At 64.3% G+C, this 14,714-nt stretch carries 14 protein-coding genes; 4 read left to right on the plus strand and 10 right to left on the minus strand.

Annotated features, from left to right (window positions below; all coding sequences use genetic code 11):
* Positions 1–41: 41 nt before the first annotated feature.
* The 8 genes from mltG to BFAL_RS05100 all read right to left on the minus strand — a co-directional run bounded on the left by mltG (position 42) and on the right by BFAL_RS05100 (position 9,608).
* Positions 42–1,217, minus strand: a complete 1,176-nt coding sequence (mltG, locus tag BFAL_RS05065; protein ID WP_055427337.1) for an endolytic transglycosylase MltG — start codon at positions 1,215–1,217, stop codon at positions 42–44.
* A 9-nt stretch (positions 1,218–1,226) separates the two neighbouring features.
* Positions 1,227–1,682, minus strand: coding sequence for a Holliday junction resolvase RuvX (ruvX, locus tag BFAL_RS05070; RefSeq protein ID WP_055427338.1), 456 nt, complete (start codon positions 1,680–1,682; stop codon positions 1,227–1,229).
* Between the two features lie 5 nt (positions 1,683–1,687).
* Positions 1,688–4,369 carry an alanine--tRNA ligase gene (gene alaS / locus BFAL_RS05075; RefSeq protein ID WP_055427339.1) on the minus strand — a complete coding sequence of 894 codons (2,682 nt, stop codon included), beginning with the start codon at positions 4,367–4,369 and terminating at the stop codon, positions 1,688–1,690.
* A 137-nt stretch (positions 4,370–4,506) separates the two neighbouring features.
* Complete coding sequence (locus BFAL_RS05080; RefSeq protein WP_055427340.1) at positions 4,507–4,743, minus strand: hypothetical protein; 237 nt, start codon at positions 4,741–4,743, stop codon at positions 4,507–4,509.
* The gene (locus tag BFAL_RS05085) at positions 4,743–5,135 is read right to left on the minus strand and encodes a DUF948 domain-containing protein (protein ID WP_055427341.1); all 393 of its coding nucleotides are present in this window, start codon (positions 5,133–5,135) and stop codon (positions 4,743–4,745) included. Before BFAL_RS05085 ends, BFAL_RS05080 begins: the two co-directional genes overlap by 1 nt.
* 36 nt (positions 5,136–5,171) lie before the next feature.
* Complete coding sequence (locus BFAL_RS05090; RefSeq protein ID WP_055427342.1) at positions 5,172–5,846, minus strand: histidine phosphatase family protein; 675 nt, start codon at positions 5,844–5,846, stop codon at positions 5,172–5,174.
* Positions 5,847–6,010: 164 nt separating this feature from the next.
* The gene (gene rpsD, locus BFAL_RS05095; protein WP_055427343.1) at positions 6,011–6,637 is read right to left on the minus strand and encodes a 30S ribosomal protein S4; all 627 of its coding nucleotides are present in this window, start codon (positions 6,635–6,637) and stop codon (positions 6,011–6,013) included.
* Between the two features lie 274 nt (positions 6,638–6,911).
* A complete protein-coding gene (locus BFAL_RS05100; protein ID WP_055427344.1) occupies positions 6,912–9,608 on the minus strand; it encodes an ATP-dependent helicase in 2,697 nt (898 codons plus the stop codon).
* Positions 9,609–9,846: 238 nt separating this feature from the next.
* Between BFAL_RS05100 and BFAL_RS05105 the strand changes: the two genes are divergently transcribed.
* From BFAL_RS05105 to BFAL_RS05120, 4 genes are all read left to right on the plus strand, one after another.
* On the plus strand, positions 9,847–10,428 hold the full coding sequence (locus BFAL_RS05105) for a xanthine phosphoribosyltransferase (RefSeq protein ID WP_055427345.1): 582 nt from the start codon (positions 9,847–9,849) through the stop codon (positions 10,426–10,428).
* A 229-nt stretch (positions 10,429–10,657) separates the two neighbouring features.
* Positions 10,658–11,986, plus strand: coding sequence for a nucleobase:cation symporter-2 family protein (locus tag BFAL_RS05110; protein ID WP_152973543.1), 1,329 nt, complete (start codon positions 10,658–10,660; stop codon positions 11,984–11,986).
* 121 nt (positions 11,987–12,107) lie between these two features.
* Positions 12,108–12,947, plus strand: a complete 840-nt coding sequence (locus BFAL_RS05115) for a hypothetical protein (protein WP_055427347.1) — start codon at positions 12,108–12,110, stop codon at positions 12,945–12,947.
* Between the two features lie 41 nt (positions 12,948–12,988).
* Positions 12,989–13,345, plus strand: coding sequence for a DUF488 domain-containing protein (locus BFAL_RS05120; RefSeq protein ID WP_055427348.1), 357 nt, complete (start codon positions 12,989–12,991; stop codon positions 13,343–13,345).
* Positions 13,346–13,377: 32 nt separating this feature from the next.
* On the opposite strand, the gene BFAL_RS05125 is transcribed toward BFAL_RS05120, so the two are convergent.
* Both BFAL_RS05125 and BFAL_RS11710 read right to left on the minus strand, forming a co-directional pair.
* Positions 13,378–14,172 (minus strand): class I SAM-dependent methyltransferase, encoded by a 795-nt coding sequence (locus BFAL_RS05125; RefSeq protein WP_055427349.1) that lies wholly within the window; start codon positions 14,170–14,172, stop codon positions 13,378–13,380.
* A gap of 81 nt (positions 14,173–14,253) precedes the next feature.
* Positions 14,254–14,385, minus strand: a complete 132-nt coding sequence (locus BFAL_RS11710) for a hypothetical protein (RefSeq protein WP_269082764.1) — start codon at positions 14,383–14,385, stop codon at positions 14,254–14,256.
* Positions 14,386–14,714: the final 329 nt, after the last annotated feature.

Below are 14,714 nucleotides of genomic sequence, written 5' to 3' on the forward strand. Positions count from 1 at the left end.
TCATGTACGCGTGTGCACGAACTCACGAGTGGGGAAGGGGGTCAGTTCGCGTTCTCGTTGTTGGATTTGTATTCCTGCACGAACTGGTTGAACTCGTCCTCGTCGGCGGTGAATTTGGTCTCGCCGGTTTCGAGGTTCACGGTCACGAAGTACAGCCAATCGCCGCTCTCCGGGTTCAGCGCGGCCTCGAGCGCGTTGTCGCCGGGATTGGAGATGGGAGTCGGGGGCAGGCCCTTGTGTATGCGCGTGTTGTATGGGTTCGAGGCGTCGTCGAGCATGGCCTGCGTAATGTCGGCCGATTTGACGTTGTTACCGTAGGCGACGGTGGAATCCATGCCGAGCGTCATGCCCTTGTCCAGACGGTTGAGGATGACGCGCGTCACCTTGCCGTAGTATTCCTTCGAATTCACCTCGGCCTCGGCTATGGAAGCGATGTTGAGGATCCGCTCACGGTCGGCGGCCTTGACCCCGAGCTCATCGAGCTTCGCGATGCGCTTGTCGACCATCATCTTGAGGATGTCCGAAGCGGACTTCTTCGACTTCACGTCGTACTGCCCGGGCTCGAGCCATCCCTCGAACTTGCCCTTCGCCTCGGCGGGCAGGATGCCGCTGCCTCCCCCGTCGATCACCGCCTTGAACTCCGACTCGTCGATACCGCTCAGCTGCGCGGCGTTGGCGATCACGTCGGACACGCGCTCACCCGACTTCACGTCGAGGAATCCCGTGGCCTTCGTCTGGTCGGAGAGGATCTCGACGGCATCGGCGGACTGCATGTGTTTCTGCATCTCATAGGTGCCCGGGTAGAGCGTCGCCGAATTGGCGGAGACCGTCGCCGCGAACGTCTCCGCGGATTTGACGATCTGCGCCTTGACGAGGTTCCTGCCGACGGTCAGGGAATCCTGCCCCTGTTCGATGGTGAAGTAGACGGTGCCGTACGCCTTGCCTTTGAACTCCTGGGAAATGCTCTTGTTGTACTCGTTGACCGCGCGGATCGCGGCGATGCGGCGGTACCCGAAGAAGCACCCCGTGGCGAGGAGGGCGAGGACCGCTACCACGGCCACGATGACGAGGACGCGCTTCTGGCGTCCCTTGCGACGCCGGTCGCGCATCTCCTTGCGTGATTTGGGCGGCTTGGGCGGCTCCGACGCCGGGGCGGCGGAATTGCCGGTAACCCACTGGGTGTTCTCCTCGAAGTAATCGTTGAAGCTGTCGGACATCACTTCTCCCTATCGCTCTTTGCGATCCAACGCGGATTGCAGTATCACGACGGCGGACTGCTGATCCACCATCGACCGGTGGCTTCTGCCGCCTATGTTCGCCTCATAAAGCTGATGATGCGCGCTCACCGTCGTGAGCCGTTCGTCCATCAATTCTACGCTTGGTGTCGTTTCGAGTCGGAACTCCCCCTCCTCGGCCAGCCGTTCCATGCGCTTGATGAGATTCGTGGCCCACCGGCGCGCCTTCTTCGCGCTTTTGCCTTCGTCGCCGTTCATCAGGAGCGGCAACCCGATGACGATGTGGTCGACCTGTTCGTCCTCGATGACGTAGATCACATCGTCCAACGCGCGGAAGGAGTCTCCGTACGCCTGGATGTTGCCGATGGGGTGTGCGAAGGTGAGCTCCGGGTCGGACAATGAGAGTCCGACCCGAGCGTCACCCAGATCGATGCCGAGCCAGGTCAAGCGGCTCAGCCCTTCAGCGCCTCGTGCTCGAGCGCGGCGATCGCCTCGTCGATCTTCGAGGCGTCGGCGCCGCCGCCCTGCGCGAAGTCCGGCTTGCCGCCGCCACCGCCGCCGAGCATCTTGGAGGCGCCGCGCACGAGGTCGCCGGCCTTGATGCCGAGCTTGCGCGCGGCCTCGTTCGTGGCCACGGCGACCATGGGCTTGTCGTCGGCGCTCACGCCGGCGAGGGCCACGACGACCGGGGACTCGTCGCCCAGACGGGAGCGCACGTCGAGCACGGTCTTGCGCAGCGCGTCGAACGAACCGAAGTGGCCGACGTTCTTCGCGGCGACCTTGACGGCGGCCTGTGAGGCCTGCGCGGCCTTGACGAGCTCCGGGACGGCGGCGGCGAGCTGGCTCTCGTACATGGCGGCAAGCCTGCGATCGGATTCCTTGAGCTTGGCGAGCAGCGCGTTGACGCGCTCGGCGAGCTCATCGGGACGGGCGTTGAGCTTGTCGGACAGCTGCGAGACCAGTGCATGCTCACGCGCGTTGAAGTCGTAGGCGCCCTGGCCCACAACGGCGTCGACGCGGCGCACGCCGGAGCCGATGGAGGCTTCGGACAGGATGTTGACCATGCCGATCTTGCCGACGTGGTCGACGTGGGTGCCGCCGCACAGCTCACGGCTCCAACCGTCCTCGCCGATGGAGACGACGCGCACGACGTCGCCGTACTTCTCACCGAACAGGTGCATCGCACCGAGGGCGATGGCGTCGTCGAACTTCATCTCCTTGGTGGTGACGGCGAGGTTGTCGCGCAGCTTGTCGTTGACGCGCTCCTCGACGGCACTGATCACCGACTTCGCCGGGGCCTTGGACCACTGGAAGTCGAAGCGCAGTCGGTTCGGGGCATCCTCGGAGCCGCGCTGGGTGGCCTGCGGGCCGAGCTCCTCGCGCAGCGCCTTGTGCACCATGTGCGTGGCGGTGTGCGAACGGGCGATGGCGCCACGGCGGGCCAGATCGATGTTGGCGTTGACTTCGGCGCCCACGACCAGAGTGCCTTCGGTCAGGCGGCACTGGTGGACGATGAGGTCCTTGATGGGCTTCTGCACGTCGTCGACTTCGAGCACGGCGCCGTCGTCGGACAGGATCTCGCCCTGGTCGGCGAGCTGGCCGCCCGCCTCCGCGTAGAACGGGGTGCGGTCGAGGATGACCTCGACGGTGGCCGGGCCGGTAACGGCCGGCACGGACCCCTTGCCCTCCTGCATGATGCCGAGGACCTTCGCGCGCGCGGACATATCCGTGTAGCCGAGGAAGTCGATGGGCTTGAGCAGCGTCTTCTTGAAGTCGTCGTAGACGGACAGGTCCACGTTGTGACGCTTCTTGAGTGCGTCGGCGCGGGCGCGGGACTTCTGCTCGGCCATGAGCTCGCGGAACTTCGCCGCATCGACCTTCACGCCCTGTTCGGCGGCCATCTCGAGGGTCAGCTCGATCGGGAAGCCGTAGGTGTCGTGCAGCTTGAAGGCGTCCTCACCGCTCACCTCGGGCTCGTCGGAGCCGTTCTTGGCCTTGCTGACGGCCACGTCGAGAATCGTGGTGCCGGTCTCGAGCGTGCGGCGGAAGGCGTCCTCCTCGCCGTACGCGGATTCGCTGACCTCATGGAAGGTGTCGTTGAGCTCCGGGTAGCTGGGCTCCATCGCGGCCTTGGAAGTCGGGAAGAGGGTGGGCAGCACCGGATCGGTCACGCCGAGCATGCGCATCGAGCGCACGGTGCGGCGCAGCAGACGGCGCAGCACGTAGCCGCGGCCCACGTTGGAGGGCCGCACGCCGTCGGACATGATCATCAGGGCGGAGCGCACGTGGTCGGCGACCACGCGGAAGCGCACGTCGGCGTCCTCGTTCTCGCCGTACTTGAGTCCGGACAGTCGCTCGGCGGCCTCGATGACAGGGAAGACCTCGTCGGTCTCGTAGATGTTGTTCTTGCCCTGCATCAGGTAGGCGAGACGCTCCAGACCGGCGCCGGTATCGATGTTCTTGTTCTCGAGCTCGCCGACGATGTGCAGGTCGGTCTTGGATTTGACGTTGTCGACCTCGTAGTTCTCGAAGACGAGGTCCCAGATCTCGATGTAGCGGTTCTCGTCGGCGATGGGGCCGCCCTCCTTGCCGAAGGCGGGGCCGCGGTCGACGTAGATCTCGGAGCAGGGGCCGCCAGGGCCGGGGCCACCGGTGGTCCAGAAGTTGTCCTCCATGCCCATCTTCTGGATGTGCTCGGGGTCGACGCCCTCGTTGACCCACAGGGAGCGGGCCTCGTCATCGTCGGTGAAGGTGGTCATCCACAGCTTCTCCGGATCGAAGCCGTAGCCGCCCTCGCTCTGCGGGGTGGTGAGCAGCTCCCACGCATAGTGGATGGCCTCCTCCTTGAAGTAGTCTCCGAAGGAGAAGTTGCCGAGCATCTGGAAGAAGGTGCCGTGGCGGGTGGTCTTGCCGACCTCGTCGATGTCGAGCGTACGCACGCACTTCTGGTTCGAGGCCATGCGGTGCTTGGGCGGGGTCTGCTCGCCCATGAGGTACGGGATGAACGGGACCATGCCGGCGATGGTGAACAGCGTGGTCGGGTTCGGCGAGATGAGCGACGCGGAAGGGACGACCAGATGGTCGTGCGCCGCGAAATAGTCGAGGTAGCGCTTCGCGATTTCTGAGGTGCGCATAAGCGGGTGGAACTCCTTGTATTGTCTGTTGTCGGGCATGATGAAGCCCTGTGGGTCGTCTGGTGCGCCGTAATCAATCGTTCGCATCATGCGTGGCTCCGCCCTTACGGTACGGGCGGAGCCACGTGGCGGCGGGCTCAGCGGCCGTCGCCGATGTACTGTCTGTTGAGTTCAGCCTCGCGGGCTCGACGCGTGGCATTGAATTCGTTGACGAGTCCTTCGAACGTGCGGATGCCCACATGGTCCTGGTCGGGACCCAGCAGGAACTGCCTCGCCGCGTCCGGGGTGTTGGCCTTCACGTAGGCCTGCGCCTTGGTGACGGCGATCACTCCGAGCGAGAAGCCGAGCCCGACCCAGAAGATGCGTTTGAACATCACTCCCCCTTGCTGTCCTCGCCGGCGCGGCCGGCGGATTGGCGGACGAGGAAGGACTGCGCGGTGGATTTGAGGGCGTAGACGGCGGAGGCGACCTTGATCACCGGCTTGCCGAGGAAGGAACCGTACAGGTCGGTGAGCGCGCCCACGTTGTTCGCGGTCGTCGAGGCGGCGGCGGAGATCTTGTTGACGTCCTCCAGCGACTTGTTGACCTGCTTGACGGTGGTGACGCCCTCGTCGAGCGCCGGGATGGCATGCTCCCCCGATTCGCGTACGGTGTCGGCGATCTGGTCGAACAGCTTGCCCAGACGGATCAGCGGATAGATCATGAACCCGGCGAGTACGGCGAACGCGATTGCGGCGACCAGACCGGCGATCTCTCCAACTCCCATATTGCCTCCTAGTACACAGTTACCCGCACAAGAGTATCACTTGCCATACGACACGATGGTTATCGCCTCATCGAACGGTTTGTCCGTATCGAAATCGATGAGGGTGACGGAGCCGTTGGCCGGCCTCTCGCTCAGGTCGAGACCGTCGCCGCCGAAGCGGTGGCCGAGGCTCAGCAGCGTGTTGCCATGGGATATCTGCAGCACGTGGTCGCCGTCCCTGAGGTCCGGGTTCGCGGCGATAAGCGAGAACGCCCCCTCGACCCGGTTCCAGTATTCCTCATCGGATTCCGCATCATGGAACGGATCGGCCTCCTTCAGGAAGTCACGGGTCGCGGCGAGGCCGAACTTCTCGACGATCTCGTTGTAGTTCTTCGCACCGTGGGGGCCGCCGGCGGCGGTCCATGCGAGCGACATGTCCTGGCCTTCGAAGTAGCCGTAGCACTGCTCGCGGAAGTGCATGTCGGCGACGAGGACGGGGCGGCGGTGCCCCGCGGCCTCGTTGATGTCGAGGATGCGTTTCGCGGTGATCTCCGCGCGCGAGGTATCGGAGCAATAGGCGGCGGCGAAGTCGAGGTCTTCGAGCTTGTGCCCGGCCTTGTCGGCGTCGGCCAGGCCGGATTCGGTCAGGGGTGCGTTGCACCACCCCTGGAGGCGGTTGTACTTGTTGAACGTGGTCTGCCCGTGGCGGACCAAATGCAGATGCAGAATCATGCTCCTACAGTACAACGTGCCGTTCAATGCAACGTGCCGTACGATGCGGCGGCCGTTGTACGTCGGGGTGCGCGGCACAACGCGGAAACCCCGCGTCCTTTGCGGGAACACGGGGTTTCGGCGGTATGTCCTTGACTGTATATGGATACAGAAGTGGGCCCGGATCAGCGGGCGTAGAACTCGACCACGTACTGGATGTTGATCTGGATCGGGATCTCCTCGACCTCGGGCTTGCGGGTCAAGGTGGCCTTCAGGGACGCGAGGTTCACGTCGAGGTAGCCCGGAACCGCAGGCAGCACGTCACGGTGAACGCCTTCGGCGGCGATCTGGAACGGCACCATGGTCTGGCTCTTGGCCTTCACCTGGATGGTCTGGCCCGGCTTGACGCGGTAGGACGGGCGGTCCACGATGTTGCCGTCCACGAGGATGTGGCGGTGGGTCACGAACTGGCGGGCCTGCGCGGTGGTGCGGGCGAAGCCGGAACGGAGCACGAGGTTGTCGAGGCGGACCTCGAGATCCTGAAGCATGGCGTTACCGGTCTGGCCGGGGGTGTGCGTACCGGTCTCGTAGGCGCGGCGAAGCTGCTTCTCGGACAGGCCGTACTGGGCGCGAAGACGCTGCTTCTCACGCAGACGCACCGCGTAATCGGACTCGGTGCGGCGGCGGGTGCGGCCGTGCTCACCCGGGGCGTACGGGCGCTTCTCGAAGATGCGCTGGGCCTTCGGGGTCAGGGCGATGCCGAGGGCGCGGGACAGGCGCACCTGACGGCGGGAACGCTGAACGTTCGTCATTGTTTGTTCCTTGCTTTCTGTCGTTATCTGAACGGAACGCGGTTCTCCCTTGCGGGGAGCCGCGCTGAGCCAGGCCTCTCCAACGCTTCATCGTGATTGCTCACGAGCGGCCGTACCATACGGATTCGTTACGATTCCGGCTGCCGACCCGTTGACGGGCTAAGACTCCAGACGATGCCTATCCTGCGATAGACAACGATTGGCCAATATACACCCACGCGCAGGACAAGCCTTTCCCGCGCGTGGCGGCGGGCGGTCCGCCGAAGCCTTTTCATCACAGCTTTTCTATCGGGGCGACACGAAGCATGAGGCGCTTGACGCCGTCGGAGCCGAAGTCGACGGTGAGGACCGAATTGCGGCCTTTGTCCTGCACGTCGACGACCTTGCCGAGACCGTATCTGTCGTGCGTGATGCGGTCGCCGATCGAGAAGTCCTTGACGTCGAGGCCATTGTCCTTGGTCAGCGAGGACACCGGCACGGAGCCGGAGGAGCCGGTCTTCGGCGTGGTGCGGCGCGTCGTGACCTTGCCGGAACGCGAGCCGGAACCGGACGTCGAACCGGACGAACCGTAGCGGGACGACGAACCATACTTGCGCGACAAGGAGCCGGCGGAGGCACGGCGACCGGAGCCTCCGCCGTAGGTCGAACCCGAATCGGAGCCGCCATAGGTCGACGATCCGTATGACGAACCGTACGACGAACCGGAACGCCCCGAACCATAGCGCGAACCATACGAACCGGAACCGTACGGGGAACCATAGGACGAGCCGGAGCCGCCGTATGCGGGGCCTGAGGCGAAGTCGTCGTCCCACCCGCCGAACTCGTCGCCGTCGCCGCTCCACTGCGAACGCATGCGTTCGACGCCGGCCTCGCGGCGCTTCCATTCGATGAGCCCGTCGGGGATCTCGTCTAGGAACTGGCTGGGCAGCATCTCCGCCGCCTGCCCCCACTGCGCGCGCACGGCGGCGCGAGTCACGTACAGACGCCGCTTGGCGCGCGTGATGCCCACGTAGGCGAGTCGCCTCTCTTCCTGCAGCTCGCTCGTGTCCTCCATCGAGCGGGAATGCGGGAACGTGCCCTGTTCCATGCCGGTGAGGAACACCACGGGGTATTCGAGTCCCTTCGCGGTGTGCAGGGTCATCATCGTGACCTTGCCGGAATCCTCGTCTGCTCCGGGCAGCTGGTCGGAGTCGGCGACCAGCGCCGTGGTCTCGAGGAATCCGGCGAGCGTGGCGTCCGGGGTCTTCTGTTCGAACTCGGCGGCGGTGGACTGCAGCTGGGAGAGGTTCTCGACGCGCGACTCGTCCTGTGGGTCGGTGGATTTGCGCAGTTCGGCCAACAGTCCGGATTTGTCGAGCACTTCGGCGACGACCTCGCTCGGCTTGGTGTCGTTCGCCCGGGCGAACGCGGACAGACCGGCCATGAGGTCGCGGAACGCGTGCAGCTGGTTCAGCGTGCGGGTGGGGATGCCCTCGATTTCGTCCATGCGCATGAGGCCCGCGAAGAAGCTCACGCCGTGCGTGCGCGCGTATTCGAGGATGATGCCTTCGGCGCGCGCGCCGAGACCGCGTTTCGGCACGTTGAGGATGCGCCTCAGGTTCACGTCGTCGTTCGGGTTGACGATCGCCTGCAGGTACGCCATGGCGTCCTTGACCTCGCGGCGTTCGTAGAACTTCGTGCCGCCGACGAGCTGGTAGGGCAGTCCGGCGTTGATGAGCGCCTCTTCGAGCGAACGGGACTGCGCGTTGGCGCGGTACATGATGGCCATGTCCGAATAGGCGATCGACTCCTCGGCGTGCAGCCGCGCGATCTCGCCCGCGATCCAGAGCGCCTCCTGCTGCGCGTTGTCGGCGGCGTAGCCGACGATCGGCTCGCCCTTGCCGAGCGCGGTCCACAGTTTCTTCGGCTTGCGACCCTCGTTGTTGGAGATGACCGCGTTCGCCGCGTCGAGAATGGTCTGCGTGGAACGGTAGTTCTGTTCGAGCATGATGGTCTTCGCGTTCGGGAAGTCCTTCTCGAAGTCCTGTATGTTGCGGATGTCGGCGCCGCGGAACGCGTAGATGGACTGGTCGGAATCGCCGACCACGGTGATCCATGCGGGGCCCTGGCGGCCTGCGGCGGGACCGGCCGCGCGGGCGGCGCCTGCGAAGCCCGTGGAATCCGGATTCTCCCCCGCGTCCACGCCGGCGAGCTCCCGTACGAGCACGTACTGCGCGTGGTTGGTGTCCTGGTATTCGTCGACGAGGATGTAGCGGAACTTGTGGTGGTAGTAGTCGGCGACGGCCGGGTGGTCGCGCAGCAGTTCGACGGTGCGCACGATGAGGTCGTCGAAGTCGACGGCGTTGGCGAGCGCGAGACGGTGCTCGTATTCGGCGTAGACGACCGCGTAAAGGGCTTCGATGTCGCCGACCGTGCCGATTTTGTAGCCGCGCTGGCCGGGTTTGAAGTCGGGCGCGTATTGGGCGAGTTGGGTCCTCCAGCCGATGAGCTGGTTCTTGTAGTCGGAGATGCGGCCGAGGATCGATCGTGGCGTGTAGCGTTTGACGTCGATGTTGAATTCGGTGGCGATGATTTTGACGAGGCGTTCGGAGTCGGCGGAGTCGTAGATGGAGAAGCCGTTGCTCAAGCCGATTTCCTTGCCGTCGCGGCGTAGGATGCGTACGCAGGCGGAGTGGAAGGTGGAGACCCACATGCGTTGGGCGACGGGGCCGATGAGGGTTTCGAGACGGTCGCGCATTTCGGCGGCGGCTTTGTTGGTGAAGGTGATGGCGAGGATCTGGCTGGGCCATGCGGCGAATTGGCTGAGGATCCATGCGATGCGGCGCGTGAGCACGCGGGTTTTGCCGGAGCCTGCGCCGGCGCCGATGAGCAGTGCCTGGCCGCGGTATTGCACCGCTTGGGATTGTTGCGGGTTGAGGTCGCCGATGAGTTCGTCGGCGTTTCTTGCGATGACGTCCGGATCCTGCTGCATGCTGCTTCCCCCTTGTTCCCTGTGTCTGTTCCTCGTCGGGTCGCCCGGCTGCCGTGGGTGCCCTGTCCGTGTTTTCGGCCATCCATGTCTACCACATGCCGTCGTCGTGCGGGCGATGTGCTCCGGTTCTTGCGGGCGGCGCGTGTTGCGTGTCCGCGTGTATGGTGGCCGGTCAGACGCGAGACGTAGACTGCTGTTCAATCATCCGTTACCCGCTATTCGTCAAAAGGGGTTGACATTGAAGGAACTTGAGGAGCGCATCCGCAAGGAGGGCACGGTCAAGCCGGGCAATGTGCTGAAGGTGGACGCATTTCTGAACCACCAGTGCGATGTGACGCTGTTCGACCATATGGGCGCGGCATGGGCAGAGCATTTCGCGGGCAAGGCCATCACGAAGATCCTCACCATCGAGGCTTCGGGCATCGGCATCGCCTGCGTGGCCGCCCGCCATTTCGACGGCATCCCGGTGGTGTTCGCGAAGAAGGCACAGTCCATCAATCTGGACGGCGAACAGTACACCACCACCGTCTATTCCTTCACCAAGCAGAAAGAATTCCCGGTGATCGTGGCGAAGAAGTATCTGAACGCCGGCGACCATGTGCTGCTCATCGATGATTTCCTCGCCAACGGCAAGGCGCTGCGAGGCCTGATCGACCTGTGCGAGGCTGCCGGCGCGGTGGTCGAGGGCATCGGCATCGCCGTGGAGAAGGGCTTCCAGGGCGGCGGCGACAAGCTGCGCGCCGAGGGCTATGACGTGGATTCGCTCGCGATCGTCGAATCGATGGATTCCAAGACTGGCGAGATCGAGTTCCGCAAGTGATTCGTTCCGTCCGCGTGCTTCGGCCGGTCGCCGTATCGGCTGAAGCACGCGGACAGCACTCCGGTTCTTCGCTGGACCGGAGCATGGCTCCTCGGACGGGGAGCCGTTTTCATGTTGACGCCGTTGGCGTCATGTTGATGTCATGTTGAGAGGAACCATGGAAGAAGAGAAGAAGAAGGATGCGGCCAAGACTGCTGCGACCGGCGCCAAGGCCAAGGCCGGCATCTCGATGGAGGCGCTGACTTCCCTCGACGCGCCGGTGTCGTTCTGGAAGGGCATTCCGTTCGGACTGCAGCATGTGATGGCGATGTTCGTGGCGAACCTCGCCCCGATCTTCATCGTCGCCTCGGCGGCGAAGATGAGCGCCGAACAGTCGGCCGCGGTCATCCAGGCGGGTCTGCTGGTGGCGGGCCTCGGCACCTGCCTGCAGTTGTACGGTGCGTGGCGCATCGGCTCGCGTCTGCCGATGGTCACGGGCATCTCGTTCACGTATGTGGCGGCCGCGGTCGCGATCTGCGCGGACAAGGGCTATGGCGCGGTCGTCGGCGCGGTGATGGTCGGCGGCCTGCTGGAGTTGGTGCTCGGTCTGACCGCGCAGTATTGGCGTCGGTTCGTGCCGCCGATCGTCTCCGCGATCGTCGTCACGTCGATCGGCTTCTCGCTGCTCAACGTGGGTGCGACGAGCTTCGGCGGCGGTTCGGGCGCGAAGGACTTCGGCTCGTGGGAGAATCTCACGCTGGGACTCATCTCGCTGGTGGCGTGCCTCGCGTTCCAGCTGCTCATGAAGGGCACCGCCAAACAGCTGTCCGTGCTGTTCGGCCTGGTGGTCGGCTATGTTTCGGCAATCGCCATGGGCAAGGTCGACTTCTCCGGGTTCCGGCATCTCGCCATCGTGTCCGTGCCGCAGTTCATGCCGTTCAAGCCGGAGTTCGACTGGGGTGCGATCATCTCGCTCGGTCTGCTGTACGTGGTCTCCTCCGTGGAGGTGCTGGGCGACACCGCCGCCCTGACGAAGGTGGGGCTCAACCGCCTGCCGACCGAGAAGGAGACGACGGGCGCGATCGCCGGCGACGGCCTCATCTCCTCGGTGTCCGGCCTGTTCGGCTGCCTGCCGCTCACCTCGTTCGCGCAGAACATCGGACTCGTGGCGATGACGAAGGTCGTCAACCGCAAGGTGATCCTCTCCGGTGGCCTGATCCTCGTGGTGGCAAGCTTCGTGCCGGCCATCGCCGAGGTGTTCAATTCGCTGCCGCAGGCGGTGCTCGGCGGTTGCACGATCATGATGTTCGGCAACATCATCCTTTCCGGCTTCCAGATGATCGCCGAAGCGGGCTTCACGCAGCGCAACATCACCATCGCCGCGCTTTCGCTGACCATCGGCATCGGCTTCACGCAGGTGAGCGACATCTTCGCCCAGTTCCCGGCCCTGTTCCAGCAGATCTTCGCCTCGAACTGCATCGCCGTCGCGTTCGTCGTCGCCGTGATTTTGAACGCCGTCCTGCCGAGCGAGGAGCACTTCCTCTCCGCCCCGAAGGAGCACGAGGAAGCCGCCGAGTGACGGTTCCCATCCGTTCGTCTACGGCGGCTTGTCTCCGGTGACCCGAACGATACCGGAAAGCCTCCGTCCCATCCCCATGAACGACTAGTGTTCGTATGCGGATGGGACGGAGGCTTTTGTCATGAGAATCATCGAGCGGTACTGCCGGGGCAAGAGGGATGACCAGTCGCTCAACGAGGACGGGTTGGCGGTGACCGCCGATTTCGCTGCGGTGGTGGACGGCGTCACCAGCAAGAGCGTACGCTGCCTGTGGCAGCCGAGCGGCGGCGTGGTGGCGAAGGACCTGGTGCTCGCCACAGTCTCCTCAATGCCCGCCGATGCCACGATGCGCGAGGCGCAACGGTCGATCGACGGGCGTCTGCGCGACGCGTACCGCGGTCGTGGCGTCGACGTTCCGGCCATCACGGACATCATGGAACGCGAACCTGTGGAACGGTTGCAGGCGAACGCGGTGGTCTACAGTGCGGCGCGGCATGAGGCGTGGCTGTTCGGCGACTGCCAGATCATGGTGAACGGCGTGCAGGTTCCCACCGTGAAACGCGTGGACGTGCTGTTGGGCGAGCTGCGCACGTTCGCCACGCTCGCGTTGCGGGAAGGGAGTGGGGAGGAGGACAGCCTGCCGAGCTCCCCCGATCCGGCGCGCGAACTCATCATGCCGTTCCTCAGATTGCAGTCGCGGTTCGCGAACAAGCGCGGACCATACGGCTATTTCGTGTTCGATGGCTATACCGACCCCACGTATCCGATCCGCACCATCCACATCCATCCCGGCGACGAGGTGGTGCTCGCCTCGGACGGATACCCGCTGCTGCGCTCCACACTCGCCGAATCGGAGCATGAGCTCGCACGACTCAAACGCGAGGACCCCTCCCTCATCGGCTCCGAATACCAGTCCACCAAAGGGTTCGCCCCCGGCCTCGACTCCTTCGACGACCGCACCTACCTGCGCTTCGTCGCATAAGGCCGTGCACCGTGTCCCATCCACGGGATAATGATGGGAATATGGGCATTGGCATCAAACGGATCTACGACGAACCGCAACCGACGGACGGGTACCGAATCCTCGTGGACCGACTATGGCCGCGCGGCATGAAGAAGGAGCGCGCCGCCCTTGACATGTGGATGAAGGACATAGCCCCCTCGACGGAACTGCGCAAATGGTTCGCCCATGATCCGGAACGTTTCGCTGATTTCACGCAACGCTACCGGGAGGAATTGGATGCCAACGAGACCATGGTCGAAGAACTCGCGGGTCTGTTGCGGGAACGCCGGACGGTCACCCTGCTGTATGCGGCGAAGGATCCCATCGTCAATCACGCGGCGGTACTGCGCGACTATATGCGCGAACACATGGCTTGACATGCCGTGCGGACGTGTGTGCGCCGCGGAGCTCAGATGCGTCTGAGCTCCGCCATGGCGGCATAGTGCAGTATGTCGAACCGTTCCGGGGCGATGCGCTTGAGCAGGGCCATATGCTCCCGCTCCCATGCGGCGACATGCTCCGGGTCGAGCGACGCGCCGATGCCCCGGCACGCCTTCATCCGCCCGTTCCAGCTTTCACGGGTGAACGGCACCTTCAACCGGCGCTCCTCGTGGTGGACGAGCTCGAAACCATCCTGATAGCAGTCCGGGATTGCGATCGGGTGCATCCGCTCCCCCGCACCGCTCCAATGCGGACTGTACTTGAGGACGAGGCGTTCGCTCGCGCCGGCGATCCGGTCCTCGAACGGCAGCCATTCCATGACCATCACGAGGAACCGGCCGCCCGGCTTGAGCAGCCGATGCAGCCTACTGCATACGGTCGCATGGTCGAAATACCAGAAGCATTGGCACGCCGTGACCATGTCGAACGAATCGTCCGGGAAGTCGACGTCCTCCGCCGCCGACACGTGGTATTCGATACCGCGCGTCGCCTCGGCGGATTCGGAGAGGCGACGCGCCTGCGCGATCTGTTCCGCGGAGACGTCGACACCGACCCATGTGGCGCCGTACCGCGCCATGTTGCGGGGCAGCACGCCGGTGCCGGTGCCTAGATCGAGCACGCGCTGGCCGTCCCGGCACAGGCCGCGGTCGAGGATCATACGGTAGAACTCCGGCGGATAGATGTCTCGGTATCTCGCGTAATCGGCCGATGTCCTGCCCCAGTCGAAGGGCGTTCCATCGTCTATGCGTCGGTCAACGATCATCGGACCGTCCTTTCTCGAAAGCGCCTGCATAAGTCCGCTCATAGGATACGCCGGCCCATCGGGGTCACGCCCCGGCCGGCATCAGTCAATGACCTTCAAACCGACGACGCAGGAGACAAACCCGCCGATGAGCAGGATACGCGTCAGCGAGAAGGTCTCCTCGCGGTCCAGAACCCTTGCGAGCGGAAAGTAGCGGCATTCCTTTGACGTCATCTTGTCTTGCAGGGGTGCATCCGGCCCTTCTCCGACATCCATCTGCGTTACAAGGGGTACCAGCCGCACTGTATTCCGGCGAAAAACGCCGTATCCGCCCCGATAAGGGGCAGATACGCGCCGGGTCGGCACCCCTCGAAAGCAAGATGGATATCCGGGAACGGGCACATGTACCCCTCGAAACCCGTATTTACCAATGAACGTGCATACTTCGCACCGCTGCCCCACATGCCTCCGATGGAACGACGGACAATGCACTGCGCAACACCTGACGCGTGGCGCTCCGACGCCTCAGACCACCCCGGTTGGATCGATCTCCTTGCCGAAGA

Origin of the sequence: Bifidobacterium aesculapii (assembly GCF_001417815.1) — a bacterium.
Classification (GTDB): Bacteria; Actinomycetota; Actinomycetes; order Actinomycetales; family Bifidobacteriaceae; genus Bifidobacterium; species Bifidobacterium aesculapii.